Origin of the sequence: Alkalisalibacterium limincola, assembly GCF_008017755.1 — a bacterium.
In the GTDB taxonomy this organism is placed as follows: Bacteria; Pseudomonadota; Gammaproteobacteria; order Xanthomonadales; family Xanthomonadaceae; genus Alkalisalibacterium; species Alkalisalibacterium limincola.
This window is the reverse complement of the sequence record NZ_VRTS01000007.1, coordinates 150,149-176,653: the sequence shown is the minus strand read 5'-3', so window position 1 is coordinate 176,653 and position 26,505 is coordinate 150,149. Positions and strand designations below refer to the sequence as shown.

Here is a 26,505-nt window from a genome sequence, read left to right as displayed (position 1 = left end):
TCACGACAGCGCCAGCAGGGACTCGATGTCTTGGAACAGGGCAGGGAGCACGGCTGGCTCCGGGTATGAACGCGGTCAGCGCGGCGACTCGGCCACCGCGTTGGATGCGTCGGCGGCCTCGAAATCCAGGCCATGGGCCCGGCAGACACCGGCGACCACGCCACAGGCGGATTCCATCTCCGGCTCGGCCGGCACCAGCCGTGGCCGGTGGTCCAGCGTGCACTCCAACCCTTTCGACAGCAGCAGCGAATGGGCTTCCACCAGCGCGTCGCCCTCCTTCTTCGACAACACGCCGGCCGACACCAGCGCCTCGACCAGGTCGTCGCTTCGCCGCGGGCCCGCCAGCTCGGGATGCGCATTGGCATGGGCCAGCACGAGGTACTGCAGCAGGAATTCCAGGTCGACCAGGCCGCCGGATCCCTGCTTGAGGTCGAAGCTGCCGGGTCGACTGCGGTCGAGCTCGCCGCGCATCCGCCGGCGCATGCGCACGACGTCCTCGCGCAGGCGTTCGCTCTCGCGCGGCATCTGCAGCGTCTCGGCGCGCACGGCTTCGAAGATCTCCTCCACCGGCCCCCGGCCGCCGATTGCCCGCGCCCGCACCAGGGCCTGCTGCTCCCAGGTCCAGGCGCGCTGGCGCTGGTAGCCCGCGAAGCTTTCCAGACTGGTCACCAGCAGCCCGCCGGCCCCATCGGGTCGAAGGCGCAGGTCCACCTCGTACAGCCGACCTGCCGGCGTGATCGTGTCGAGCAAACCCAGCAGCTTCTGCACGAGGCGGCCATACCAGCGCGCCGCCTCGATCGGCCGCTGCCCGTCGGAAAGCGCGTCGGGTGCACACGAGTAGAGGAAGACCAGGTCCAGGTCGGAGGAGAAGCCCAGCTCTTCGCCGCCGAAACTGCCATAGCCCACGATCGCGATACCCGCTGCCGGGATCCGCCCGTGCTGCTTGACCAGGGCCGCCTCGGCCAGCGGCAGCGCGGCCAGCACCACCACCTCGGCCAGCCAGGCCAGCTGACGGGCGGCCAGGCCGGCCGGCTGGCGACCCGCCAAAGTGGCGAACCCGATCCTGAATGCCACGCTCTGCCGGAACTCGTTGAGGATGCGCAGCGCCTCCTCGGTGTCGTCGACGTCCACCGGCACCAACAGCTGGCCGAGCTCCTCCTCCAGCCCCTCGCGCGTGGGCACCGCACCGGAAGCGCGGGTGTCGAGCAACTCGTCGAGCAACAGCGGGTGCTCGGCCAGGCGCTCGGCCAGCAATGCGCTTCGCGCGGTGACATCGACCAGCCGCTGGCGGGCACCCGGCTGTTCGTCGAGCAGGGCCAGGTAGCTGGTGCGGCGCACGATCGCCTGCAGCATCGCCAACAGCCGCGGCAGGGCCACGTCCGGCTGGCGGCTGCTGCCGGCGGCGTGCAGCAATGCCGGCAGCACGTTGTCCAGGCGCTGCCGGCCACGTGCCGACAGCGCACGCAGCGCCGGGCTGGCGGCGAACTCACGCAGCGCCTGGTCGGCCTCCTCGAACGCCTCGAAACCGGCGTCGGCCAGCGCCGAGGGGTCCGAGCGCGTGGCCGGATCGGCCTCGATCGTATGCCGCCAGTACAAGGCCAGGTCGGACACCTGCGCGCTGCGGCGACGCGGCGCCAGCAAACGCTCGAACTCGCCCGACACCGTTTCGCGGTGGCGCGCGAGCTCCCCATGCATCGCCGCGAAGTCCGCGAACCCCAGGCCGCGGGCGATGCGCGCACGCATCAGCGCGTCGTCCGGCAACGCATGCTCCTGGCGGTCGCCCATCATCTGCAGGCGGTTCTCGAGCCGCCGCAGGAAGCGGTAGGCCTGCGCCAGCGCTTCGGCGACATCGGCCTCCAGGTGGCCGGCGGCGGCCAGCGCCGCCAGGGCCGAGAGCAATCCGCGGGTCCGCAGCGGCGCTTCGCGACCGCCCCGGATCAGCTGCAGGGCCTGGGCCAGGAACTCGATCTCGCGGATGCCCCCGGGACCCAGCTTGATGTGCTCGGCCAGGTCACGGCGCGCGACCTCCGCGGCGATCATCGCCTTCATCTCGCGCAGGCTGTCGAGCGCGTTGTAGTCCAGGTAGCGGCGATAGATGAAGGGCCGCAAGGAGTCGAGGAATTCCTCGCCCGCTGCGATATCCCCGGCCACCGGCCGCGCCTTGATCCAGGCGTAGCGTTCCCAGTCGCGGCCCTCGCGCTGGAAGTACTGCTCCATCGCCGCGAACGGCAGTGCCAGGCGGCCGCTGGCGCCAAACGGTCGCAACCGCATGTCCACGCGGTGACAGAAACCGTCGGGTGTCACGTCATCGAGCAGCCGGATCAGGCGCTGTCCAAGCCGGGTGAACCAGCCGTCCGCATCCAGCGGGCGAGCCCCGTCACTGGTGCCGCGACGTGGATAGGCGAACACCAGGTCGACGTCGGAGGAGAAATTCAGCTCACCGCCGCCCAGCTTGCCCAGCGCGAAGACCACCATGCGCTGCGGCGTGCCGTCCTCGGCATGGATGCATCCGTGGCTCTCCGCCATCGCACCCTCGCAGGCGGCCAGGCCCGCCTGCAGGCACTGCTCGGCCAGCAGCGACGCGCCCGCCAGGGTCTGCTCGATCGTGTCCTCGCCGGACAGGTCGCGCCACAGCAGCCGCAACGACGTCAGGCGACGGAACCGTCGCAGTTGTCCCGGCCACCCCGCCTCGTCGCCAGGGGCCAACTCCGGCACGGAGATGGCTCCGCCCTGCATCGCATCCCAGGCCGCAGGGTCGGCGAGGAGGGCTTCGTAGGCGAAGTCGCTGGCCAGCACGAGGCGGTCCAGCGCGGGTGAGTCCACCGCGGAAGGCACTTCGCGCAGCAGGCGCTCCCGGCGCTCGGCCAGCAAACGGGTGAGGGCTGCGTCGGTGTCGGGCTCCATGCGCCGATTGTGTCACGACAAAAAAAAGACCCGCATCGGCTTTGCAGCGCGATGCGGGCCAGCTCCCTCCCCCCACGTCGGGAAGGGTCAGGTTAACGAAACCCTCACAAAGGTCACGCTGCACTGCAAAACAGTACCCGCCGGATCAGGAATTGCTCCGGCCGGCCACCGGGAGCGCAATGACCGTCTTGCCGGTGCAGGCCAGCAGGCGGTCGCCCGGCCGTGGTCGCACCTCGAAGCCGCCGGTGAACGCGGAGAAGGCCGGAAGCACGCTGCAGTCCGGTGACAGCCAGAACACGGGCAGCCGCGCGGAGAGTCCCACCGCGCGCACGCGGCGGACCGGATGGACGTGACCGGCCAGCACATGCCCCTCGGCGCTGGCCACGGGTTCGTGGCGAAACACCAGGTCGGCCTGGCGATGCTCCTCTCCATGCACGTGCAGTCCCAGGCGTTCCGCGTCGAGGGCACGATCGTGGTTGCCCAGGACCGCCTCCACCGAAAGCGTCGCATGCCGCGCCCGCCAGCTGTCCCACGTGGACAACCAGGGCGCCTCCCGGTTCAGGGCACCGTGCAGCACGTCACCCAGGATCATCAGCCGCCGGGCAGCGGTCGCCTCCACCAGCTGGCCGAGCCGCTGCAGGTCGCCGGCGGTGCCACCGCCGGGCAGCGGGATGCCGCCACGCCGGAACACGTCCCCCTTGCCCAGGTGAAGGTCGGCGATCACCAGCATCCCCACCTCGGGCCAGAACAGCGCCCGCTGTCCCCAGGCCTGCATCGGCCAGCCCGCCACGACAATGGACAGCGGCTGGCTCATTGGAAACGGCGCTCCAGCTGGGCCGCCGCGCGGGCCACGCGGGTGCTCCAGTCCTCGGTGCTGAGGCTGCGCGGAAGCTTTCCGCCCACAGCGGGAAGCCCAGCGGCGTGAGCGACTTCGGCCGCTGCAGACGCAGCCGCCAGCCAGCCATGCGCTCAAGGGTCGCGCGCAGCCGCGCCACCTCCAGGCTCGACTCCAGCACGTCGCGACGCGCCTGCTCCAGCATCACGTGGCCGGGGTCGTGCTGCTGCAGCACATCGAAGATCAGGCCGCTGGAGGCCTGCAACTGACGCAGCGTCTTCGCGGCGCGACCGGGCAGCGTCGGCCCCACCAGGCCGGAGATGCGGGCCACCTCGCGGAACTGGCGACGCGAGAGCTCGCCCAGGTTCATGCACGCCTGCAGTTCCTCCAGCAGGTCCGCGCCGCCAAGCAGCGCGGTGAGGAGGGCCTCGTCGACATCGACCTCGCGCGCGGTCACCAGCACCAGGCCGTAGTCGTTCACGGCGTAGCTGAAACTGTTCGCCTCGCGCCGCCCCCAGCGCAGGGCCAGCAGCGCCGCCAGGCCCTCGTGCACCTGGCGCCCGGCGAACGGATACAGCATCAGGTAGCGCTGCTGCCGCCGGACCAGGGTTTCGACCAGCAGCTCGTCCAGTGCCGGGCGCACGCTGAGCCGTGCCTGCAAGGCCAGGATGGGCGCAGCGGCGTGGATCTCGGGGGCGCGGATGCCGGGGTCGGCGACGATGCGCCGCACCTCCTCTCCCAGCTCACCCGACAGGGGCATGCGCGCGCCCATCCAGCGGGTGGGTCCGGCGCGACCTCCCGGTGCCAGGCGCACCCAGGCGGTCATGTCGCGAAACCGGACCAGCTCCAGCGTGCGCCCGGCGAACGCGAAGCGCGCACCCGGCGCCAGGCGGCTGATGAACCCCTCCTCCACCGTTCCCAGCCGGCCGCCCTTGAGGAAGCGCACCTGCACGCTGCCGTCGCTGAGGATCGTGCCGATCGACAGGCGGTGGCGCAGCGCCTGGCGGCGATCGCCCAGCACGTGCATGCCGCCCTCGTCGCGCTCGAGCCGCTGGAAGTCGGGATAGCTCGACAGCGCCGCGCCGCCCTGCACGGTGAACTCCAGCACCGTGGCGAACGTGTCGCCGTCCAGGTCGGCAAAGGCATGGGTCGCACGCGCTTCGGCCAGCATGTCCGCGGCGATGAATCCGCCGCCCAGCGCCCGGGTCACCAGGTGCTGGGCCAGCACGTCCAGCGCGTGGCGCAGCGGCAGTCGCGATTCGATGTCTCCACGCCGCAGCGCCTCGCGCGCGGCGGCGAACTCCAGCAGTTCCAGCGCATGGGTCGGCACGCACAGGATGCGGCTGCGCCCGTCGGGCTGGTGGCCGCTGCGCCCGGCGCGCTGCAGCAGGCGCGCGATGCCGCGCGGACTTCCGATCTGCAGCACCTGGTCCACGGCGGGAAAGTCCACGCCCAGGTCCAGGCTCGAGGTCGCCACGACGCAGCGCAGCGTGCCCGCGCCCAGCGCCTGCTCGACCTGTCGGCGCATCTTCGGATCCAGCGAGCCATGGTGGATCGCCAGCGTGGCCGGATCCTCCATCCACACCGAGGCCAGGGCCTGGTGCCACAGCTCCGCCTGCGAGCGCGTGTTGGTGAACAGCAGGCTGGTGCGCGCCTGGCCCAGCGCCTGCACCACCCGGCCCAGCTGCCCCAGCCCGAGGTGGCCGGCCCAGGCGAAGCGTTCGCCGCTGGCCGGCAGCAGCGTCTCGATGTCGGGTCGGCGGCGGCGCACGCCATGCACCAGTGGCGCTTCGGGCGCGTGCGGCAACAGCACGTCGCGCGCCTGCTCCAGGTTCCCCAGCGTCGCCGACAGGCCCCACACGCGCAGCGCCGGTTGCAGGCCGCGCAGCCGTGCCAGGCACAGCTCCAGCAGCACGCCGCGCTTGGTGCCGAGGAACTCGTGCCACTCGTCCACCACCACGCCCTCCAGCCCGGCCAGCACCGGGGCGGTGTCGTCGTGGCTGAGCAGCAGCGCCAGGCTTTCCGGCGTGGTCACCAGCACGTCGACCTCGCCGCGCCGGGCGATGCGCTTGTCGCGGGCGCTGGCATCGCCCGTGCGCAGGCCGACGCGCCAGTCCAGGCCCATCGCCGGCAGCGGCGCCTGCAGGGCCTGCACCGTATCGGCGGCGAGTGCGCGCAGGGGGGTGATCCACAGATGCCGCAGCCTCGGCGTGCTCCGCGGCCGCGGCGCGTGGCCGGCCGCAGCCAGCAGGGGCCCACCCCACACCGCCAGTGTCTTGCCGCTGCCGGTCGGCGCATGCAGCAGGCCGCTGCGACCGGCCAGGTAGTGTCGCCAGGTGCGGCGCTGGAACGCCAGCGGCGCCCAACCCTGCCCGGCAAACCAGGCCTCCAGCTGCGCCTTCACCGGGCCAGTTCCCGCAGCGTCTCGAGTTGGTCGGCCTCGGCGGCGGGCTTGTCGCTGCGCCAGCGCAGGATGCGCGGGAAGCGCACCGCGATGCCGGACTTGTGCCGCGTGGACCGGTTGACCGCCTCGAAGCCCAACTCGAACACGTGGTGGGCACGCACCGAACGCACCGGTCCGAAACGCTCGATCGTGTTGCCGCGGATCCAGCGGTCGAGCTTCGCGATCTCGGCATCGTCCAGGCCCGAGTAGGCCTTGGCCACCGGTACCAGCGTCTCGCCGTCCCACAGCCCGAACGTGTAATCGGTGAACAGCGTGCTGCGGCGACCGTGGCCGGCCTGGGCGTAGATCAGCACCGCATCGATCGTCAGCGGATCGACCTTCCACTTCCACCAGTCCCCGCGCGGACGCCCCTGCCGATAGGGGCCGCTGCGACGCTTGATCATCAAGCCCTCGACACCCCGTTCGCGGGCGTCCTCGCGCAGCGCGGCGGCCTCGACCCAGTCGCCGGGCGCCAGCAGCGGGGACAGCCGCAGTTCGGGCCCACCGTGGACATCTAGCAACGCCTCCAACGCGTCGCGTCGTTCGTGCAGGGGCTGCGCGCGCAGGTCCTGACCGTCGAGTTCCAGCAGGTCATACACCAGCACCGCCACCGGCACCTCGTCCATGAGCCGTGCGCTCGGCTTGAGCCGGTTGATGCGCCGCTGCAAGCGGGTGAACGGCGCCGGGGCGTCGTCATCCCAGGCCACCAGCTCGCCGTCGAGAACGCAGCCGTCGGGCAGCGCCATCGCCGCCCGCTCGATCTCCGGGAAACGGCCGTCCAGCCGTTCCTCGCCGCGCGACCACAGCGCCACGTCACCGGCGCGACGCAGCAACTGCAGGCGGATGCCGTCCCACTTCCACTCCAGCACCCAGTCGCCCGGCGGGCCCAGCCCGGAAGGTTCGTCCTGCAGGGGCGAGGCGAGGAAGAACGGGTAGGGCTGGCGCCGGTCTGCGTCGGAGAGCTGCCGCGACAGCAGCGACGCCAGGGTGTCCGGCGTCGGGGTCCACTCGCCCATCATGCGCTGCGCGATCAGCGCGATGTCCAGGCCGCCGAGCTCGGCCAGCGCCTGCTGCACGCTGCGCCGCGACACGCCCACGCGCAGTGCCCCGGTGATCAGCTTGTTGAACACCAGTCGTTCGCCCTCGGGCAGCCCACGCCAACCCTCGACCACCGCGGCCCGACGGGTTTCCTCCGCCCCCCCGGCGACGGGCTGGAGGTGCTGCTCGACCCAGTCGTGCAGGGCCCGTTCCACGAGCGCATCCGGCGTCGGTTCGTGGACCAGCAGCGTCAGCGTCTCGGCGAGGTCGCCGACGTGCTGGTAGCTGTCCTCGACCAGCCAGTCCGGGTGCCCGGTGACCTCGCCCAGCCACGCACGCAGCTCCGGCCCGGACGCAATGCGGCGCAGCTTGCCGCCGGACAGGAACCAAAGCGCCCAGGCGGCATCGTGGGCCGGTGCTTCACGGAAGTAGGCGACCAGTGCGGCTCGCTTGTCGAGGCTGCCGGTGCTCCGATCGAGCGCCTGGTAGAGCCCCGCGAAGCGCTTCACGACTCGTCTCCGTAGGGGGTCTTGAGTGGCGCCGCGTCGACCCCGCGCTCGCGCAGGAGCGCGACCAGCGCGTCGGTGTTGCCGTGCGTGGCCAGCACGCGCGAGGCCCCGGTCTCCCGGATCGTGCGCAACAGCGAGGGCCAGTCGGCATGGTCGGAGACGACGAAGCCACGGTCGTGCCCACGCCGACGGCGGTTGCCGCGCAGGCGCATCCAGCCCGAAGCGAAGCCCGTGGACGCGTTGCGGAAGCGCTTTGCCCACGGACTACCGACCGCCGAGGGTGGCGCCAGCACCAGCTCGCCGGCGAACCGCTCGCCGCGCTGGCGCTCCGCCACCGCCTGCGTCGGCAACATCGCCACGCCGGCCTGCCGGTAGATCTCCACGCCCTGCAGCATCGCGCCGTGCAACAGCGCGCGGCGCGACGGGTCGTGACCGACCAGCGCGTGCAACTCCGCCAGCAGGCGCTGCGCCTTGCCCAGCGCGTAGCACAGCAGCAAGGCGGTGCGCTCCAGCTCGCGGCACTCGTCCCACCACGCCACGATCTCGGCGGCCACCTGCGCGGCCGGCTGCCAGCGGTACACCGGCAGCCCGAACGTCGCCTCGGTGATGAAGGTGTCGCAGCGCACCACCTCGAACGGCTCGCAGCTCGGGTCGGCGTCGCGCTTGTAATCGCCCGACGCGACCCAGACTTCGCCACCCACCTCCACGCGCACCTGCGCCGAGCCCAGCACGTGGCCGGCCGGGTGCAGCGACACGGTCGCCCCGCCCAGCTCGAAGCGCTCGCCATACCCGTGGGCGTGGAAGTCGCTCTCGCCCAGCCGCCACTGCAGGATCGGCAGGCCACTGCGGGTGACGTGGTAGCGGCCGCTGCCCGCGCGTGCATGGTCGGCATGGCCGTGGGTGATCACCGCACGGGCCACCGGCTTCCACGGATCGATGTGGAAATCGCCTGCCGGGCAGTACATGCCTTCCGGGCGCAGCTCGATGAGGTTCCTTCCCATGGCGACAGCGTGCGCAGGCGGCAGTCAAGACACTGACAAGGCCATCGGGTGCCCGCTGCACGGACGCCAACCCCGGACGCGGGCGGGACCTAGGCCGTCGGCGTGTTGACCGGGCCGTCGTCGGGCGCGGCGCGGGCGCGCATGCGGTCGCCGATCCAGCGCGTCAGCAAGGGCCCCGCCGAACAGGTGAGCAGGATGACGATGATCACCGCGTCGACCACCTCGGCCTCCAGCAGGCCCACCTGCTGCCCCGCGACCGTGATCGCCAGGGTCGCCGCCGCCTGCGGCATCGTCAGGACCAGCATCATCAGCCTGCCGTTGCGCGAGAACCCGTAGCGCGCCCCGATCACCCACGCCGCGATCGCCTTGCCCACCACGACCACGCCACACAGCAGTGCGGCGATGCCCCACACCCGCGCCTCGCCGAAGACCACCTCGAGCTCGAGCAGCATCCCGGTCGACACGAAGAAGATCGGAACGAACAGCATGCGTCCGACGAACTCGACGTGCTGCCGGGTGTCCTCGTTCTCGGCCAGCACCCGGTTCAGGCACAGGCCGGCCAGGAACGCGCCGAGGATCTTCTCGGTGCCGATCAACTCGGCCGTCGAGGCCAGCGCCAGCAGCGCGAACAGCGCAAACAGCGCCTTCTCCGCCGGCGTCACCCACTCGCGGCGGAACACGGCCCGGGCCAGCTTCGGCAGCCCGGTCAGCGACAGCGCCGCCAGCGCTGTCAGCAACAGCAGCGGCATCCACCACTGATCCGGCCGGCCGTCATCGCCACCGCCCCCGAGCTGCAGCAGGATCGCCAGCAACACCAAGGCCAGCGTATCGGTCAGCACGGTGCCCCCGAGCGCGGCCACCACCGGCCGCCTGCCCAGCAATTGCAACCGCTTCAGGATCGGGTAGGACACCAGGGTATGCGAGGACAACAGCGTGCCCAGCAGCAGCGCCGAGGGCCACTCGAAGCCGAGCGCGAAGCCGACGCCGGCCCCGAGCAGCAGCGAGGTGAGGAAGGCGAGGCTGCCGAACCCGAGCGTTTCGCCCAGGTGCTTGCGCACCACCGACAGGTCGATCTCCAGCCCGGCCATGAACATGATGTAGATCAGCCCGATCTGGCCAAGCAGTTCCACCACCGGTTCGCGCGGCAGGACCTCCGCGCCGCCCGGGCCCAGCAGCATGCCGAGCAGCAGCAGCCCCAGCAGGCCGGGAACGAACACGCGCTCCAGCGCGACCTGCACCAGCAGCACCGCGCTGATCAGCACCGCGAACTGCAGCAGCGGATCGGTGATCGGAAACTCGATCGGCATCACGGCCTCATCCTTATGGACCCGCTGGAACCATAACGAAAAAGGCCCCGCATCGCTGCGGGGCCCTTTCGTTTCACGGTGTCGCGGGATAGGCGGGACTTAGAAGTCCATGCCGCCCATGCCGCCCATGCCACCGCCGCCCGGCATCGCCGGCTCGTCCTTCTTCGGCAGCTCGGCCACCATCGCCTCGGTGGTGATGATCAGGCCGGCGATCGAGGCTGCGTTCTGCAGCGCCGAGCGGGTCACCTTGGTCGGGTCCAGGATGCCGAACTCGACCATGTCGCCGTACTCACCGTTGGCGGCGTTGTAGCCGTAGTTGCCCTTGCCTTCCTTGACCTGGTTGAGGATCACCGACGCCTCTTCACCGGCGTTGATGACGATCTCGCGCAGCGGGGCCTCCATCGCGCGCAGGGCGATGGTGATGCCGTGGTTCTGGTCCTCGTTGGCACCCTTGAGCTCGCCCATCGCGGTCAGCGCACGGATCAGGGCCACGCCACCGCCCGGAACCACGCCTTCCTCGACCGCGGCACGGGTGGCGTGCAGCGCGTCTTCGACGCGTGCCTTCTTTTCCTTCATCTCGATCTCGGTGCTGGCACGACCTTGATGACGGCCACGCCGCCGGCCAGCTTGGCCACGCGCTCCTGCAGCTTCTCGCGGTCGTAGTCCGAGGAGGTCTCCTCGATCTGCGCCTTGATCTGCTTGATGCGCGCCTCGATGCCGCTGGACTCGCCGGCGCCGTCGATGATGGTGGTGTTCTCCTTGGAGACCTGCACCTTCTTCGCACGGCCCAGGTCGTTGACGGTCGCCTTCTCGAGCTGCAGGCCGACTTCCTCGGAAATCACCGTGCCGCCGGTCAGGATCGCCATGTCCTCGAGCATCGCCTTGCGACGGTCGCCGAAGCCCGGCGCCTTGACGGCACAGACCTTGACGATGCCGCGGATGGTGTTGACCACCAGCGTGGCCAGCGCCTCGCCCTCGACGTCCTCGGACACGATCAGCAGCGGCTTGCCGGCCTTGGCCACGCCCTCGAGCAGCGGCAGCAGGTCACGCACGTTGGAGATCTTCTTGTCGTACAGGAGGATGTACGGGTCGTCGAGCTCGGCCTGCATCGACTGCTGGTTGTTGATGAAGTACGGGCTCAGGTAGCCGCGGTCGAACTGCATGCCCTCGACGACGTCGAGCTCGTTGTCCAGGCCCGAGCCTTCCTCGACCGTGATGACGCCTTCCTTGCCGACCTTGTCCATCGCCTGGGCGATGAGGTCACCGATGTTGGAATCGGAGTTGGCCGAGATCGCGCCGACCTGGGCAATCGCCTTGGAGTCGGTGACCGGCTTGGACAGGCCCTTGAGCTGGCCGACGGCCTCGATGACGGCCTTGTCGATGCCGCGCTTGAGGTCCATCGGGTTCATGCCGGCGGCCACCGCCTTCATGCCCTCGCGGATCATCGCCTGCGCCAGCACGGTGGCGGTGGTGGTGCCGTCGCCGGCGGTGTCGGAGGTCTTGGAAGCGACTTCCTTGACCATCTGCGCGCCCATGTTCTCGAACTTGTCGGACAGCTCGATCTCCTTGGCGACGGACACGCCGTCCTTGGTGATCGTCGGGGCGCCGAAGCTCTTCTCGAGCACGACATTGCGGCCCTTCGGGCCCAGGGTCACCTTGACGGCGTTGGCGAGGATGTTGACGCCCTTGACCATGCGGGCGCGGGCATCTTCACCGAAACGGACTTCTTTTGCTGCCATGTTGAATCACCTCAGGAATTGGATGTGGGGGTGCCGGGCGGCGGTCGGGCGCCTGCGGACCGGGGAGAGCCGGTGCCGCGGCTGCCTCGCCGCCCTGGCCGATCAGGGATGGATCAGGCGATGACCGCGAACAGGTCGTCCTCGCGGACCACCAGGTACTCGGTGCCGTCGATCTTCACTTCGGTGCCGGAATACTTGCCGAACAGCACCTTGTCGCCGACCTTGACCTGCAGCTCGCGGGTCTGGCCGTTGTCCAGGGCCTTGCCCGTGCCCACGGCAACCACTTCGCCACGGATCGGCTTCTCGGTGGCCGAGTCCGGGATCACGATGCCACCGGCGGAGACCTTTTCTTCTTCCATGCGCTTGATGACGACACGGTCGTGCAGCGGCTTGATGTTCATGCGTAACCCTCTAAACATTTGAATTGATTGGATTCCGGGGTGCTCTGTTAGCACTCCACCCCGTTGAGTGCCAATTTTAGCGCGCCGACAGTCCGATCCGGAAGCCGGCGACTGGCCCTTCAATGGAGGCAGGGCGAACGAATTCAAGGGGGGCCAACGCGGCGAACGGCGACCCAGGGACAGGGCAGCGGGCGCCCCGGTGCCTGCGCCCGACGGACGGACTCAGCCGCGCGGCACCACGTCGAAGGCCAGGCTGATGCGCACGCCGCGACCGGCGAAGGGCAGCGTGTGGTGGTGGAAGTAGGACGGGAACAGCAGCAGCTCGCCGGTGGCGGGCTGGTGCGACCACTCCAGCGGCGGTGCCTGCAGGGCCAGCTCGTCGGGACCGCGGCCGAACACGATCGTGCCGCCCTGCCCCGCCTGCGGGTCGGCGTCGCCATCGTCGAGGTAGAACACACCGCTCATCCAGCCCGAGGGGTGGATGTGCGGGGCCTGGTGCCCGCCCTCGCGCAGCACGGTGGCCCACATGCGCAGGCGCCAGCGCGACAGCCGCCCCTTCATCCACGGATGCGCCGACAGGGTCGGGTCGTCGAGCAGGGCCTGGATGCGTTGCGCCACCGCCTTCGCCACCTGCGCGCCGTGGCCGGCGAACGGCGAGCCCGGCGACAGGTCCAGGAAAGCGGTCTGCTCCCCCTTGCGGGTGGTCTTGCCGGTCGGCTCCCAGCGCAGTTGCGGATGGTCGAGCACCGCGGCGCGCAATGCGTCCGGATCTTCCGGGACCAGCTGGCCGTGGCCGATCAGGGCCGGGTCGAACAGCAGCCGCGCCTGTTCGCTCGCACCGGCGTCGTTGCTGGCCAGGTACCAGCCGGCCAGCGCGGTCTGGTCGCGCGGGTCCAGCGCCAGCGCGCGCTGGAAGCTTTGCACGGATTCGCCCGGCTGCCCGGCGGCCAACTGGCACATGCCGAGGTCGCCGAGGCTGGCGGCATCGTTGGCGTCCAGCGCCACGCACTCGCGCAGCACCTCCAGCCCCTCCGCCGCCCGACCGCCCTCGCGCAGTGCATTGCCCAGGCCGCGCAGCACCGGCACCGATCTCGGCGCGATCGCGCGCGCCCGCTGCAGGCTGGCGATCGCCTCGCCGTGACGGTCCAGGCGCGTGAGCGCCAGGCCCGCATTGAAATGTCCCTCCAGCCGCTGCGGCTCCTCGCGCTGCAGGTGCTCGAAATCCTCCAGCGCCTCCTGCAGGCGCCCGAGGTCGGAACGCAGAACGCCGCGATGCAGCCGCGCCGCTCCCTGCCACGGCACCGCGGCGACCACCGCGTCGAGGTCGGCCAGGGCCAGCTCGGGCCGATCCAGCGCGCGGCGCACCATGGCGCGGTTGAACAACAGGTCGGGTGCATCCGGCCGCAGCGCCAGCGCCTGCTCGATCGTCGCCTCCGCCTCGCCCACGCGCTGCATGTCGAACAGCACCCCGGCCAGCTCCTGCAACACCTCGTCGTCCTCGCAGCGGTGCCGCAGGTATTCGCGGTAACATGCCTCCGCCGCGGACAGCGCGCCGGCCCGACGAGCCTGGCGGGCCTGTTCCAAGAGTGGCTGTGTGTGCATCCGGTGTGGCGCTCGCAGGCTGGACAGGCCTTCATCTTGGGCGCGGCGCCGCCGCCAGACAAGCCGCACCGCGCAGGACCCCACGCCCGATGCCCGCCTACCTCGTCCACTGCAGCTGCCCCGATTCCGACACCGCCACGCGCCTCGCGAAGAGTGCGGTCCAGGCCCGCCTGGCCGCGTGTGCCACGGCCCTGCCGGGTGCCGTGTCGACCTACCGCTGGGAAGGCGAGATCGAGACGGCCGACGAAGTCGTGCTGCTGCTCAAGACGACGCAGGCGGCCTGGCCGGCACTGCGCGAGCTGCTGCGCGAGGCGCACCCGTACGAACTTCCCGAGATCATCGCTGTCGAAATCGTCGCCGGCCTGCCCGGTTACCTCGAATGGGTCGCCAGCGAAACCACGACCCCGCCAGCGGCCACGCCAAAGGATCCACCGGTTTGAATCCACCCGTTGCCCGTAGCCACCCCGGAGCCCGACCCGGGTCGATCGCCGGCGCCCTGCTCGCCCTGCTGGCCCTGTGCGCCCTGGCCCTGCTGCCTCGCCCCGCGCTGGCGATCGACCAGTCCGACCTGCTGCCCATCGAGGAGGCGTTCGCGCTGGACGCCCGCGTGGTGGACGGGGAGCGCATCGACCTGCGCTGGGCCATCGCCGAGGGCTACTACCTCTACCGCCACCGCATCCGCGTGCTCGACGTGCAGGGCTTCCAGGCCAGTGGCGAGCTGGAGCTCCCGCCGGGCGAGGCCTACACCGACGAGTTCTTCGGCGACGTGGAAACCTACCGCCAGGTGCTCGCAGCCTCCCTGCCCGGGCGGCTTGATGCAGGCGCGCGCGAAGTCACCCTGGAGGTCACCTACCAGGGTTGCGCCGACATCGGCATCTGCTACCCGCCCCACCGCCAGACCCTGGTGATCGCGGCGGCCCCGGCCGCCGCCGCACCCACCACGGCGTCGCCGGCCGCACCGCCGCGCACCGGCGAGTTCGATCTCGGCCTGGGCGGCGGTGGCGGCGGCGACCTGTTCGGCGGCTTCGCCGGCCCCGGCCAGACCGACGCGCTGCCCCTGCCGGAAGCGCGCGCGTTCCGTGCCGAAGCGATCGCCGACGGCCCGGAGGGGCTGCTGCTGCGGCTCACGCCGGCCCCGGGCTACTACCTCTACCGCGACAACACCACCTTCGCGATCGACGCCGAGCGCGGTCGCGTCACCGTGGCCGAGGTGCGTTGGCCGGAGGCGGTGCAGCACGAGGACGAGTTCTTCGGCGAGTCGGCGGTGTACTTCGAGCAGATCGACGTGCCGGTGAAGCTGCTGCGCAGCCACACCGAGGCCACCGCGATCACGCTGCAGCTGGGCATCCAGGGTTGCCAGGACGGCGGCATCTGCTATCCGCCGATGCAGCGCGTCTTCACCATCGACCTGCCGGCCGGCGGCACCGCGACGGCCATCGACGCTGCCACGCGCGGCAGCGGCACCACGCTGTGGCTGGCACTGCTGCTGGCGCTGGGCGGTGGCGTGTTGCTCAACCTGATGCCCTGCGTGCTGCCGATCCTGTCGCTGAAGGCCCTGAGCCTGGCCAGCGGCGGGCACAGCCATGCGCACGCCCGCCGCAGCGCGATCTGGTACACCGCCGGCGTGCTGGTGAGCTTCGGCGTGATCGGCCTGCTGGTGCTGGGCCTGCGTGCGGCCGGCCTGGCCCTGGGCTGGGGCTTCCAGCTGCAGCAGCCCATCGTCATCGCGCTGCTGGCCTACCTGATGCTGGCCATCGGCCTGAACCTGTCGGGCGTGTTCTCGATCGGTGGCCGCCTGGCCGGCGTCGGCCACGGCCTGACCGAGAAGCCCGGCATCGCCGGCGACTTCTTCACCGGCGTGCTGGCGGTGCTGGTCGCCAGCCCGTGCACGGCGCCGTTCATGGGCGCAGCGCTGGCGTTCGCGTTCGCCGCGCCGCCGGCGCTGGCACTGGGCGTGTTCCTGGCGCTGGGCCTGGGCCTGGCCCTGCCGTTCCTGCTGATCGGCTTCATCCCGGCACTGGCGGCACGCCTGCCCCGACCCGGCGCATGGATGGACGGCTTCAAGCAACTGCTGGCCTTCCCGATGTACCTGGTGGCGGTGTGGCTGGTGTGGGTGCTGGCCAACCAGCGCGGCGCGACGCGGTCGGCCTGCTGCTGCTGGGTGCGGTGGTGCTGGCCGCCGGCCTGTGGTGGATGGAGCGGCGCCGCTTCCACGACGGCCGCCTGGGCAGGGTGCTGGCGATCGCGGTGCTGCTGGCGGCCTTCATCCCGGTGTGGATGCTCAAGGACCTCGAGGCGCCGGCGGCCGGCGCGGACGCGGCCGCGATCAGCGGCGATCGCGTCGCCTACTCCGCGCAACGGCTCGCCGCGCTGCGCGAGGAGGGCCGCCCGGTCTTCATCAACATGACCGCCGACTGGTGCGTCACCTGCAAGGCCAACGAGCGCCGGGTGCTGGCCAGCAGCGAATTCCGCAGCGCCCTCGACGCGGTCAACGGCGTGTACATGGTCGGTGACTGGACCAATGTCGATCCCGAGATCACCGCCTTCCTGGAATCGCACAATGCGGTCGGCGTGCCGCTGTACGTGGTCTACCCCGGCAACGGCGGCGAGCCGCGCACGCTGCCGACGGTGCTGAGCATGGGTGGTGTGCGCACGGCACTGCAGGAGGCGGGCCGGTGAACCGGGTCCTGCCGATCCTGGGGCTGCTGGCCGTGGCCGCGGTGGCGGGCTATGCCGGCATGAAGCTCGGGCAGCGCGCGATGCTGCCCCCCCGAGCAGCCGGCGCCGCGCGGGCTGGAGGTGGCCCGCGAGGGCGACCTCGCACCCGCCATCGAACTGCCCGACCTCGAGGGCCGGCCGCGGGCGCTGTCGGAGTGGCAGGGACAGCCGGTGCTGGTGAACTTCTGGGCCTCGTGGTGCGGGCCGTGCATCGAAGAGATGCCGCTGCTCGACGAGTTCGCCCGCGAACAGGGAACGGACGGCGTGCAAGTGCTGGGCATCGCACTCGACGACCTCGAACCGGTGCAGGACTTCCTGGCCCAGGTGCCGGTGGCCTACCCGATCCTGATGGACCAGCCCGGCCCCACCGACAGCTCGGTGCAGCTGGGAAACAGCCGCGGCGTGCTGCCCTACTCGGTGCTGCTCGACGCCGAGGGCCGGGTGCTGCGCGAAAAGCTCGGCGTGTTCACCCGCCGCGAGCTGCAGGGCTGGGCCGAGGCCGCCCAATAATTCAAACATTCGCTTAAATCGCCGGCAACTCCCGCGAACGTCCGTCTATCTGGACAAGGTCGGGGGGATCGCTGACACTGTGGCCGCTTCCGGAGGCCCCATGGCGCAGATCCTCGTCCTGCACGGACCCAACCTCAACCTGCTTGGCTCGCGCGAGCCCGAAATCTATGGCCGCACCACGCTGGCCGAGATCGACAGCGCGCTGGCGCAGCAGGCCGAGCAGGCCGGCCACCAGGTCGAGTCGCTGCAGTCCAATGCCGAGCACGTGCTGGTCGACCGCATCCAGGCCGCCCGCACCGACGGCACCGCCTTCGTGCTGATCAACCCGGCCGCCTTCACCCACACCTCGGTCGCGATCCGCGACGCGCTGGCCGCCACCGGCCTGCCCTTCATCGAAGTGCACCTGTCCAACCCGCACCGCCGCGAACCGTTCCGCCAGCACAGCTACTTCAGCGACCTGGCCGAGGGCGTGGTCGCCGGCTTCGGCGCGCACAGCTATTACGCCGGCCTCGATGCCGCCCTGCGGCACCTGGCCCACTGACCCTTCCGTCCACCGTCGCGCCCCGGCGCGGCCATCACTGCAGAGCCCGATATGGACCTCAGGAAAATCAAGAAGCTCATCGACCTGCTCGAGGAGTCCAACCTCTCCGAGATCGAGATCAAGGAAGGCGAAGAGTCGGTTCGCCTCTCGCGCCTGACCGGCAACGTGCCGGCCGCGCCGGTGACCCATGTGCACATGGAGCCGCATCGCGCCCCGGCGCCGGCCCCGAGCGCCAGCGCGCCCCAGGCCTCCAGCAGCAGCACCGGTGGCGGCGAGTCCGGCGGCAAGTCCTCCGGCCGCGAACTGCCAGACGGTGAAGTGCTGCGCTCGCCGATGGTCGGCACCTACTACGCCGCTCCGAACCCGGAGTCGCCGCCGTTCGTGAAGGTCGGCCAGCAGGTCAAGGCCGGCGACACGCTGGGCGTCATCGAGGCGATGAAGATGTTCAATCCGATCGAGGCCGAGGTCTCGGGCACCGTCAGCGCGATCCTGGTCGAGAACGGCCAGCCGGTCGAGTTCGACGAACCCATGTTCGTCATCAGCTGAAGGCAATTCCCATGCTCGAGAAGGTCGTCATCGCCAACCGCGGCGAAATCGCGCTGCGCATCCTGCGCGCCTGCCACGCACTGGGCATCCAGACGGTCGCGGTGCACTCCACCGTCGACCGCAACCTCAAGCACGTCGCCATGGCCGACGAGTCGGTGTGCATCGGGCCGCCGCCGTCGAACCGCAGCTACCTCGACATCCCGGCCATCATCGCCGCGGCCGAGGTCACCGACGCGCAGGCCATCCACCCCGGCTACGGCTTCCTGAGCGAGAACGCCGACTTCGCCGAGCGTGTCGAGCAGTCCGGCTTCATCTTCATCGGCCCGCGCGCCGAGACGATCCGGCTGATGGGCGACAAGGTCGAGGCGATCAAGGCGATGAAGGCCGCCGGCGTGCCCTGCGTGCCCGGTTCCGGCGGTCCGCTGGGCGAGGATGCCGACACCAACCTGCGCATCGCCGGGGAGATCGGCTACCCGGTCATCGTCAAGGCCGCCGGCGGTGGTGGTGGCCGTGGCATGCGCGTGGTGCACGGTGCGGACACCCTGGTCAGCGCGATCTCCACGACCAAGGCCGAGGCCAAGGCCGCGTTCGGCAACGACATGGTCTACATGGAGAAGTTCCTGGAGAACCCGCGCCACGTGGAGATCCAGGTGCTGGCCGACGGCCAGGGCAACGCGATCCACCTCGGCGAGCGCGACTGCTCGATGCAGCGCCGCCACCAGAAGGTGGTCGAGGAAGCCCCCGCGCCGGGCATCAGCGAGGAGATGCGCAACGAGATCGGCAAGGTCTGCGTCGATGCGTGCATCCGCATCGGCTACCGCGGCGCCGGCACCTTCGAGTTCCTGTTCGAGGACGGCCGCTTCTACTTCATCGAAATGAACACCCGCATCCAGGTCGAGCATCCGGTCACCGAGATGGTCACCGGCGTGGACCTGGTGCGCGAGCAGCTGCTCATCGCCGCCGGGCACCCGCTGTCGATCAAGCAGGAGGACATCGTCCTGCGCGGGCACGCGATCGAGTGCCGCATCAATGCCGAGGACCCGGAGTCGTTCATGCCCTGCCCCGGCCTGATCAAGCACTTCCACGCCCCGGGCGGCCCCGGCGTGCGCGTCGACACGCACATCTACGAAGGCTACCGCGTGCCGTCGAACTACGACTCGATGATCGGCAAGCTGATCGTGCACGGCGCCGACCGCGAGCAGGCGATCGCCCGCATGCGCACCGCGCTGGGCGAGATGGTGGTCGACGGCATCAAGACCAACGTGCCGCTGCAGCTGCGCATCATGGCCGACCCCGGCTTCCAGAAGGGCGGCTGCAACATCCACTACCTGGAGAAGCGGCTCAACGAGCGCAAGTCCAAGGTGATCGGACTGAGCTGATGCCGTTCCTGGAACTGAGCCTGCGCTGTCCCGGCCGCGAGCAGCCGCGTTACGAAGCCGCGCTCGAGGACATCGGTGCGCTGAGCGTCACCTCGTTGGACGCCGACGCGGACACGCCCGACGAGCGGGCGATCCTGGAGCCCGGCGTGGGCGAGACCCCGATCTGGCCGGAGGTGGTGCTGACCGCGCTGTTCGACGCCGGCAGCGACGCCGAGCGCGTGCTGTCGATGCTCGAATCCTTCGACGACGGACTCGACCTGTCCAACGCCAGCTTCCGCGAGGTCGAGGACCAGGACTGGGAACGCGCGTGGCTCGACCAGTTCCAGCCGATGCGCTTCGGTGCGCGCACCTGGATCGTGCCCTGGAACCATGAGCTGCCGGCCGAGGCCGGCGACGACGCGGCGATCATCCGCCTCGACCCGGGCCTGGCCTTCGGCTCGGGCACGCACCCCACCACCGCGCTGTGCCTGCAGTGGCTGGACACGCTGGCCGCGCAGGGCGCGCTCGAGGGCATCGACGTGCTCGACTACGGCTGCGGCTCCGGCATCCTCGCGCTGGCCGCGCTCAAGCTCGGTGCGCGCAGCGCCACCGGCATCGACAATGATCCGCAGGCGATCACCGCCACCACCGACAACGCGCAGCGCAACGCCGTGGACGACCGGCTCTCGGCCTTCCTGCCCGACGACGCGCCCGAGCGCCAGTACCCGGTGGTGCTGGCGAACATCCTCGCCTCGGCACTCGACGCACTGGCTGCCCGCATCGCCGCGCGCGTGGCGCCCGGTGGCCGCATCGCGCTGTCGGGAATCCTGCCCGACCAGGCGCCCGACCTGGTGGAGCGCTATGGCGAGTGGTTCGACGAACTCCAGGTGACCCGTCTCGAGGACTGGGTGCGCATCGACGGCCGTCGGCGCGACTGAGGGGCACTGCCCCGCTGCGCGAAGCTGCGGCTAGACTGCAACGCATGAACGAGCCCAGCGATCCTTCCAGCGAACAGGGCGACCTGTTCCAGGCCGCGCCGGCACCCGGCTTCGTGCGCAAGGCCCAGCCGGCCCATCGGGCGCGCCGGCTGGTGGTTGGCCGCGCTGGGCCTGGCCGTGCTGGCGGCGATGCAGTGGCTTTGGGTGGAGCGCGATGCGCTGGCGATGCAGGCGCAGTGGCGCCCGGGCGTGGAGCGCGCCTGCGGCTGGCTGGGCTGCACGCTGCCGGCCTGGCACGAGCCCTCGGCATTCACGATCACCGCACGCGACGTGCGTCCGCACCCGTCGGTCGACGGGGCGCTTCTGATCACCGCCACGTTCCGCAACGACGCCGCGTTCGCGCAACCCTGGCCGGTCGTCGCGCTGACCCTGTCCGACCTCGATGGCCGCGTCGTCGGCCTGCGCCACTTCCACGCCGAGGACTACCTGGGCGGCATGCCGCCCGAAGCGCTGGTCGAGGCGGGCCAATCGGCGCGCCTGGCGCTGGAAGTCATCGAGGGTGACCGCGCCGCGGTCGCCTTTGCGTTCGACTTCCACTGAACGCCCGCACAGGCAGGCACCGGGGTGGCCGGCACTGGCGCGATTTTTTCCAGCCTGTTCTCAAGCGCTTGCGCGCAAGGTGGCAAGTCGATCGACGCGGGGGTTAAACTCCCCCTCCCTCGTCGACCCCCGGATGGATCCGGGTACTGCGTCGACGTCGCGGCTGGGGAGCCGCACGACACATGCTTCATGCACCGCCGGAGTAGAGAACGCGTGACACTCGATGCATCTTCCGCCACGGATACGTGTGCCGTGACCAGTGATCCGGCCACGGCCAAGAACGCCGTTTCCCTGCGCGAGTGCGTCACCGGTGCCGTGCGCCGCTACCTTTCCGACCTCGACGACTGCGCGCCCGACGACCTGTACGACGTGGTGCTGCGCGAAGTCGAATCGCCGCTGTTCGCCGAGGTGATGCGCCACTACGGGGGCAACCAGAGCCGCGCCGCCGCCGCGCTGGGCATCAACCGCGCGACGCTGCGCAAGAAGCTGCGCCTGTACGGCCTGGGCTGACGCCTCGACGCCGTTGCGCACCCCGGCGCATGCCGCGCGCCGACCCCGGACCGCCCGGCCCGTTATAATTCGCGGCTCCCTCCAGCCGCTGGGCCCCACACGATGTCCGATTCCCGCCTGCCCGTCCGCCGGGCGCTGCTCTCCGTTTCCGACAAGACCGGCCTGGTCGAGCTGGCGCGTGCGCTGGCCGCTCGGGGCGTTGCGCTGCTGTCCACCGGCGGCACCGCCCGCGCGATCCGCGAGTCGGGCCTGGAGGTCACCGACGTGAGCGAGGTCACCGGCTTCCCGGAGATCATGGACGGGCGGGTCAAGACGCTGCACCCGAAGGTGCACGGCGGACTGCTGGGCCGCGCCGGCACCGACGATGCGGTCATGGCCGAGCACGGCATCGAGGCGATCGACCTGCTGGTGCTCAACCTGTATCCGTTCGAGCACGTCACCGCCAGGCCCGACTGCACGATGGACGAGGCGGTCGAGAACATCGACATCGGTGGCCCGGCGATGCTGCGCGCGGCGGCGAAGAACTTCGCCCGGGTCGCGGTCGCGACGACCCGGCGCAGTACGACGCCCTGCTCGCCGAGCTCGACGCGCATGACGGCACGCTGGGTGCCGAGACCCGCTTCAAGCTGTCCGTGGCGGCGTTCAATCGCGTCGCACAGTACGACGCGGCCATCGGCAACTACCTCGGCAGCCTCTCCGCCGACGGCGAGCGTGGCCTGTTCCCGGTGCAGCAGCATTCCAACTTCATCAAGGTCATGGACCTGCGCTACGGCGAAAACCCGCACCAGTCGGCCGCGTTCTACCGCGACCTGTACCCGGTGCCGGGCACGCTGGCCACGCTGCGCCAGCACCAGGGCAAGGAACTGAGCTTCAACAACCTCGCCGACACCGATGCGGCCTGGGAATGCGTGCGCCAGTTCCAGCGCCCGGCCTGCGTCATCGTCAAGCATGCCAACCCCTGCGGCGTCGCCGAGGCGGACGGCCTCGGCGAGGCCTACGACCGCGCCTACGCCACCGACCCGACCTCCGCCTTCGGCGGCATCATCGCGTTCAACCGGCCGCTCGACGCCGCCACGATGCAGGCGATCATCGAGCGCCAGTTCGTCGAGGTCATCGTCGCGCCGGCCATCGATGCCGACGCCCTGGCGCTTTCGGCGAAGAAGGCCAACGTGCGCGTGCTGGAGATTCCCGACGGCGAGGGGCGCAACAACTTCGACATCAAGCGCGTCGGCTCCGGCCTGCTGATGCAGACCGCCGACATCCGCGAGGTCGGTGCCGAGGAGCTCAAGGTCGTCAGCCAGCGCGCACCGAGCGCGGCCGAGCTGGCCGACCTGCTGTTCGCCTGGCGCGTGGCGAAGTACGTGAAGTCCAACGCCATCGTCTATGCGCGCGACGGCTACACCGTCGGCGTGGGTGCCGGCCAGATGAGCCGCGTGGTCAGCGCGAAGATCGCCGGCATCAAGGCCGAGGAGGCCGGCCTGGTCGTGCCCGGTTCGGCAATGGCCTCGGACGCGTTCTTCCCGTTCCGCGACGGCATCGACGCCGCGGCTGCGGCCGGCATCAAGGCAGTCATCCAGCCGGGTGGCTCGATGCGCGACAAGGAAGTCATCGCCGCCGCCGACGAACACGGCATGGCGATGGTGTTCACCGGCATCCGCCACTTCCGCCACTGATCCCGCACCCGGGCCCGGCACACACAGGGAGTTCCCATGAAAGTCCTCGTCATCGGCAACGGCGGCCGCGAACATGCGCTGGCCTGGAAGCTCGCCCAGTCGCCACGCGTGGATGAAGTCCTCGTGGCCCCCGGCAATGCCGGCACCGCGCGCGAGCCCAAGTGCCGCAACGTCGCCGTACCGGCCACCGACATCGGCAACCTGCTGGCGCTGGCCCAGGGCGAGGACGTGGGCCTGACCGTGGTCGGCCCCGAGGCCCCGCTGGTCGCCGGCGTGGTCGACCGCTTCCGCAAGGCCGGCCTGCGCATCTTCGGGCCCAGCGCGGCCGCCGCCCAGCTGGAGGGTTCCAAGGCCTTCGCCAAGGACTTCATGGCCCGGCACGGCATTCCCACCGCGCACTACGCGGTCTTCACCGAGCTCGACCCCGCGCTGGCGCATATCGCCGAGAAGGGCGCGCCGATCGTCATCAAGGCCGATGGCCTGGCCGCCGGAAAAGGCGTGATCGTGGCGATGACCCTGGACGAGGCCGAGGCGGCGGTGCGCGACATGCTGGCCGGCAACGCGTTCGGCTCGGCCGGTGCGCGCGTGGTCATCGAGGAGTTCCTCGACGGCGAGGAGGCCAGCTTCATCTCGATCGTCGATGGCACCACCGCCCTGCCGATGGCCACCAGCCAGGACCACAAGCGCGTCGGCGACGGCGACACCGGGCCGAACACCGGCGGCATGGGCGCCTATTCGCCGGCACCGGTGGTGACCCGGGAGATCCACGAGCGGATCCTGCGTGAAGTCGTGCACCCGACCGTGGCCGGCATGGCCGCCGACGGCATCGCCTTCACCGGCTTCCTCTATGCCGGCCTGATGATCGATCGCGACGGTGCACCCAAGGTCATCGAGTACAACGTGCGCTTCGGCGATCCGGAGACGCAGCCTGTCATGCTGCGGCTGGTCTCGGACCTGGTCGAGCTCGTCGAGGCCGCGGTCGATGGCACGCTGGCCGGCCAGGTGGCGCAGTGGGACCCGCGCCCCAGCCTCGGCGTGGTCATGGCCGCGCACAACTATCCCGGCACGCCGCGCAGCGGCGATGCGATCAGCGGCCTGGATGCCGCGGTGGCCGAGGACGCGAAGGTGTTCCACGCTGGCACGAAGGACGTCGATGGCCAGGTGGTGACCGCCGGCGGCCGCGTGCTGTGCGCCTGCGCGCTGGGCGAGGACATCCGCCAGGCCCAGCAGCGTGCGTACGCGCTGGCGGCGAAGATCCGCTGGGACGGCGAATTCCACCGCAGCGACATCGGCTGGCGCGCCCTGAAGTAAGCGCCGCCGCGCGGCCACCGGGCTCTGCTAGGCTGCCGGCAGCCTTCCCAGAGCCCGCCGCATGGCCGACAACCAGTTCTCGCTGCTGTCCAAGCGCCGCTTCGCGCCGTTCTTCGCGACCCAGGCGCTGGGCGCATTCAACGACAACGTGTTCCGCAATGCGCTGGTCATCCTGATCGCCTTCGGCGTGGCGGGGCTGTCGAGCCAGCAGATCAACACCTGGTCGAATGTCGCCGCCGGCCTGTTCATCCTGCCCTTCTTCCTGTTCTCGGCGAATGCCGGGCAGTGGGCGGAGAAGTTCGAGAAGTCGCGTTCGATCCGCTACATCAAGCTGCTCGAGATCGCGATCATGTGCGCGGCGGCGATCGGTTTCTACTTCAAGTCGCTGCCGGTGCTGGTCGGCGTGCTGTTCCTGATGGGCACGCAAAGCGCATTGTTCGGGCCGATCAAGTATTCGATCCTGCCGCAGCAGCTCAAGCCCGAGGAACTGGTCGGTGGCAACGGCCTGGTCAGCGGCGGCACCTTCCTGATGATCCTGCTGGGCACGCTGCTGGGCGGCGCGCTGATGGCGCACCCGGGCCTGGGCACGACGTGGGTGTCGGTGGCGGTCCTCGTCATCGCAGTGTCCGGCTACCTGGCCTCGCGGCACATCCCGCTCGCACCGGCGTCCAATCCCGACCTCAAGCTCAACTGGAACCCGTTCACCGAGACGGTGCGCATCCTCGGCTTCCTGCGCGGCAACCGCGCGGTGCTCAACTCGGTGCTGGGCGTGAGCTGGTTCTGGTTCTTCGGTTCGATGTTCCTGGCCCAGCTGCCCAACTACACGCGCGAATACCTCGGCGGCGGCGCGCAGGTGGCGCCGCTGGTGCTGGCGCTGTTTTCGATCGGCATCGGCCTGGGCTCGATGCTGTGCGAGAAGCTGTCCGGGCGCCGGGTCGAAATCGGCCTGGTGCCGCTGGGCGCGATCGGCCTGACCGTGTTCGGACTGGACCTTTACTTCGCCCGCCCCGAGGCAGCCACCGTGACCGGGCTGACCGCGATGGAGTTCCTGCGCGCGCCGGGCAGCCTGCGCATCGTCGCCGACCTGCTGCTGATCGGCCTGTTTGGCGGCTTCTACATCGTGCCGCTGCTGTCGCTGATCCAGACCCGCGCACCACGTGATCGCCTCAGCCGGATCATCGCCGCGAACAACATCCTCAATGCGGTGTTCATGGTGACCGCCGCGGTGCTGGCGCTGGTGCTGTTCGCCGCCGGTCTGACGATTCCGCAGGTGCTGCTGGTCACCGCCATCCTCAATGCGCTGGTGGCCACCTACATCTTCTCGCTGGTGCCCGAGTTCCTCATGCGCTTCATCAGCTGGCTGCTGGTCAGCGCGCTGTACCGCATCCGCGTGCAGGGCACCGACCGCGTGCCCGACGAGGGCCCGGCGGTGGTGGTGTGCAACCACGTGAGCTACATGGACGCGCTGATCGTCATGGGCTGCGTGAAGCGGCCGGTGCGCTTCGTCATGTACCACCGCATCTTCAAGATCCCGGTGATGAGCTGGATCTTCCGCACCGCGCGCTGCATCCCAATCGCACCGGCGAAGGAAGACCCGGAGCTGATGGAGCGCGCGTTCGCCGAGATCGAAGCCGCCCTGGCGAACGGCGAACTCATCGGCCTGTTCCCCGAAGGCGCACTCACGCGCGACGGCGAGATCGCCGCGTTCCGCAGCGGCATCGAGCGCATCATCGCCGCACGACCGGTGCCGGTGGTGCCGATGGCTCTGCGTGGCATGTGGGAAAGCATGTGGAGCCGGCGTGGCAGCGGCGTGGGCCGCATGCGCCTGCCGCGCCGCTTCCGTGCACGCGTGGAACTGGTGGCCGACGAACCGATGTCGCCTTCGGAGGTGACCGCCGCGACGCTGGAGGCGCGCGTGCGTGGACTGCGCGGCGACGCGGCCTAGTTGACGAAGCCGGCCAGCACGAACAGCGCCAGCACGGCCAGCCACAGCAGCAGGATGCGCCACACCAGGCTCATCG

Annotated in this window: 17 protein-coding genes and 4 pseudogenes; 12 read left to right on the top strand and 9 right to left on the bottom strand. The window is 70.4% G+C overall.

Annotated elements, in window-relative coordinates; translation table 11 throughout:
• Positions 1-75: 75 nt before the first annotated feature.
• From glnE to FU658_RS10880, 9 genes and pseudogenes are all read right to left on the bottom strand, one after another.
• The gene (glnE, locus tag FU658_RS10920; protein WP_147892111.1) at positions 76-2,904 is read right to left on the bottom strand and encodes a bifunctional [glutamate--ammonia ligase]-adenylyl-L-tyrosine phosphorylase/[glutamate--ammonia-ligase] adenylyltransferase; all 2,829 of its coding nucleotides are present in this window, start codon (positions 2,902-2,904) and stop codon (positions 76-78) included.
• A gap of 145 nt (positions 2,905-3,049) precedes the next feature.
• Positions 3,050-3,679 carry a ligase-associated DNA damage response endonuclease PdeM gene (gene pdeM / locus FU658_RS10915; protein WP_255505555.1) on the bottom strand — a complete coding sequence of 210 codons (630 nt, stop codon included), beginning with the start codon at positions 3,677-3,679 and terminating at the stop codon, positions 3,050-3,052.
• A 35-nt stretch (positions 3,680-3,714) separates the two neighbouring features.
• Positions 3,715-6,143 (bottom strand): annotated as a pseudogene (locus FU658_RS10910) (ligase-associated DNA damage response DEXH box helicase).
• Entirely contained in the window at positions 6,140-7,729 is a 1,590-nt protein-coding gene (locus FU658_RS10905; RefSeq protein WP_147892109.1) for an ATP-dependent DNA ligase, read from the bottom strand. Before FU658_RS10905 ends, FU658_RS10910 begins: the two are co-directional and overlap by 4 nt.
• Positions 7,726-8,730 (bottom strand): ligase-associated DNA damage response exonuclease, encoded by a 1,005-nt coding sequence (locus tag FU658_RS10900; protein WP_147892108.1) that lies wholly within the window; start codon positions 8,728-8,730, stop codon positions 7,726-7,728. The genes FU658_RS10905 and FU658_RS10900 overlap by 4 nt, the downstream gene beginning before the upstream one ends.
• A gap of 89 nt (positions 8,731-8,819) precedes the next feature.
• On the bottom strand, positions 8,820-10,037 hold the full coding sequence (locus FU658_RS10895; RefSeq protein WP_147892107.1) for a cation:proton antiporter: 1,218 nt from the start codon (positions 10,035-10,037) through the stop codon (positions 8,820-8,822).
• 99 nt (positions 10,038-10,136) lie between these two features.
• Positions 10,137-11,776, bottom strand: a pseudogene (gene groL, locus FU658_RS10890) (chaperonin GroEL).
• A gap of 113 nt (positions 11,777-11,889) precedes the next feature.
• Positions 11,890-12,177 (bottom strand): co-chaperone GroES, encoded by a 288-nt coding sequence (gene groES, locus FU658_RS10885; protein ID WP_147892106.1) that lies wholly within the window; start codon positions 12,175-12,177, stop codon positions 11,890-11,892.
• Positions 12,178-12,399: 222 nt separating this feature from the next.
• On the bottom strand, positions 12,400-13,761 hold the full coding sequence (locus FU658_RS10880; protein ID WP_187266067.1) for a putative 2OG-Fe(II) oxygenase: 1,362 nt from the start codon (positions 13,759-13,761) through the stop codon (positions 12,400-12,402).
• Between the two features lie 107 nt (positions 13,762-13,868).
• On the opposite strand from FU658_RS10880, the gene cutA reads away from it, so the two are divergent.
• The 12 genes and pseudogenes from cutA (at position 13,869) to FU658_RS10820 (ending at position 26,429) form a co-directional block, all read left to right on the top strand.
• On the top strand, positions 13,869-14,219 hold the full coding sequence (gene cutA, locus FU658_RS10875; protein ID WP_147892104.1) for a divalent-cation tolerance protein CutA: 351 nt from the start codon (positions 13,869-13,871) through the stop codon (positions 14,217-14,219).
• Between the two features lie 44 nt (positions 14,220-14,263).
• Positions 14,264-16,458, top strand: a pseudogene (locus FU658_RS10870) (protein-disulfide reductase DsbD family protein).
• 120 nt (positions 16,459-16,578) lie between these two features.
• Positions 16,579-17,007 carry a TlpA family protein disulfide reductase gene (locus FU658_RS10865; RefSeq protein ID WP_147892103.1) on the top strand — a complete coding sequence of 143 codons (429 nt, stop codon included), beginning with the start codon at positions 16,579-16,581 and terminating at the stop codon, positions 17,005-17,007.
• Between the two features lie 100 nt (positions 17,008-17,107).
• Complete coding sequence (gene aroQ / locus FU658_RS10860; RefSeq protein WP_147892102.1) at positions 17,108-17,548, top strand: type II 3-dehydroquinate dehydratase; 441 nt, start codon at positions 17,108-17,110, stop codon at positions 17,546-17,548.
• A gap of 51 nt (positions 17,549-17,599) precedes the next feature.
• Positions 17,600-18,094 carry an acetyl-CoA carboxylase biotin carboxyl carrier protein gene (accB, locus tag FU658_RS10855; RefSeq protein WP_147892101.1) on the top strand — a complete coding sequence of 165 codons (495 nt, stop codon included), beginning with the start codon at positions 17,600-17,602 and terminating at the stop codon, positions 18,092-18,094.
• An 11-nt stretch (positions 18,095-18,105) separates the two neighbouring features.
• On the top strand, positions 18,106-19,473 hold the full coding sequence (accC, locus tag FU658_RS10850) for an acetyl-CoA carboxylase biotin carboxylase subunit (RefSeq protein ID WP_147892100.1): 1,368 nt from the start codon (positions 18,106-18,108) through the stop codon (positions 19,471-19,473).
• Positions 19,473-20,390, top strand: a complete 918-nt coding sequence (prmA, locus tag FU658_RS10845) for a 50S ribosomal protein L11 methyltransferase (protein ID WP_147892099.1) — start codon at positions 19,473-19,475, stop codon at positions 20,388-20,390. Before accC ends, prmA begins: the two co-directional genes overlap by 1 nt.
• A 156-nt stretch (positions 20,391-20,546) precedes the next feature.
• Positions 20,547-20,990 (top strand): DUF3426 domain-containing protein, encoded by a 444-nt coding sequence (locus tag FU658_RS10840; protein ID WP_147892098.1) that lies wholly within the window; start codon positions 20,547-20,549, stop codon positions 20,988-20,990.
• A 189-nt stretch (positions 20,991-21,179) separates the two neighbouring features.
• Positions 21,180-21,500, top strand: coding sequence for a helix-turn-helix domain-containing protein (locus tag FU658_RS10835; protein ID WP_147892097.1), 321 nt, complete (start codon positions 21,180-21,182; stop codon positions 21,498-21,500).
• Between the two features lie 102 nt (positions 21,501-21,602).
• A pseudogene (gene purH, locus FU658_RS10830) lies at positions 21,603-23,173 on the top strand (bifunctional phosphoribosylaminoimidazolecarboxamide formyltransferase/IMP cyclohydrolase).
• 36 nt (positions 23,174-23,209) lie between these two features.
• The gene (gene purD, locus FU658_RS10825) at positions 23,210-24,484 is read left to right on the top strand and encodes a phosphoribosylamine--glycine ligase (protein WP_147892096.1); all 1,275 of its coding nucleotides are present in this window, start codon (positions 23,210-23,212) and stop codon (positions 24,482-24,484) included.
• Between the two features lie 61 nt (positions 24,485-24,545).
• Positions 24,546-26,429 carry an MFS transporter gene (locus tag FU658_RS10820; RefSeq protein ID WP_147892095.1) on the top strand — a complete coding sequence of 628 codons (1,884 nt, stop codon included), beginning with the start codon at positions 24,546-24,548 and terminating at the stop codon, positions 26,427-26,429.
• Positions 26,430-26,505 lie beyond the last annotated feature (76 nt).

Bases quoted from the DNA above. Each gene is read 5' to 3' on its own strand.
- pdeM (WP_255505555.1), bottom strand. From the start codon at position 3,679: ATGCAGGCCTGGGGACAGCGGGCGCTGTTCTGGCCCGAGGTGGGGATG.
- glnE (WP_147892111.1), bottom strand. From the start codon at position 2,904: ATGGAGCCCGACACCGACGCAGCCCTCACCCGTTTGCTGGCCGAGCGC.
- prmA (WP_147892099.1), top strand. From the start codon at position 19,473: ATGCCGTTCCTGGAACTGAGCCTGCGCTGTCCCGGCCGCGAGCAGCCG.
- aroQ (WP_147892102.1), top strand. From the start codon at position 17,108: ATGGCGCAGATCCTCGTCCTGCACGGACCCAACCTCAACCTGCTTGGC.
- accC (WP_147892100.1), top strand. From the start codon at position 18,106: ATGCTCGAGAAGGTCGTCATCGCCAACCGCGGCGAAATCGCGCTGCGC.
- purD (WP_147892096.1), top strand. From the start codon at position 23,210: ATGAAAGTCCTCGTCATCGGCAACGGCGGCCGCGAACATGCGCTGGCC.
- groES (WP_147892106.1), bottom strand. From the start codon at position 12,177: ATGAACATCAAGCCGCTGCACGACCGTGTCGTCATCAAGCGCATGGAA.
- FU658_RS10900 (WP_147892108.1), bottom strand. From the start codon at position 8,730: ATGGGAAGGAACCTCATCGAGCTGCGCCCGGAAGGCATGTACTGCCCG.
- cutA (WP_147892104.1), top strand. From the start codon at position 13,869: ATGCCCGCCTACCTCGTCCACTGCAGCTGCCCCGATTCCGACACCGCC.
- FU658_RS10835 (WP_147892097.1), top strand. From the start codon at position 21,180: ATGCACCGCCGGAGTAGAGAACGCGTGACACTCGATGCATCTTCCGCC.
- accB (WP_147892101.1), top strand. From the start codon at position 17,600: ATGGACCTCAGGAAAATCAAGAAGCTCATCGACCTGCTCGAGGAGTCC.
- FU658_RS10895 (WP_147892107.1), bottom strand. From the start codon at position 10,037: ATGCCGATCGAGTTTCCGATCACCGATCCGCTGCTGCAGTTCGCGGTG.
- FU658_RS10820 (WP_147892095.1), top strand. From the start codon at position 24,546: ATGGCCGACAACCAGTTCTCGCTGCTGTCCAAGCGCCGCTTCGCGCCG.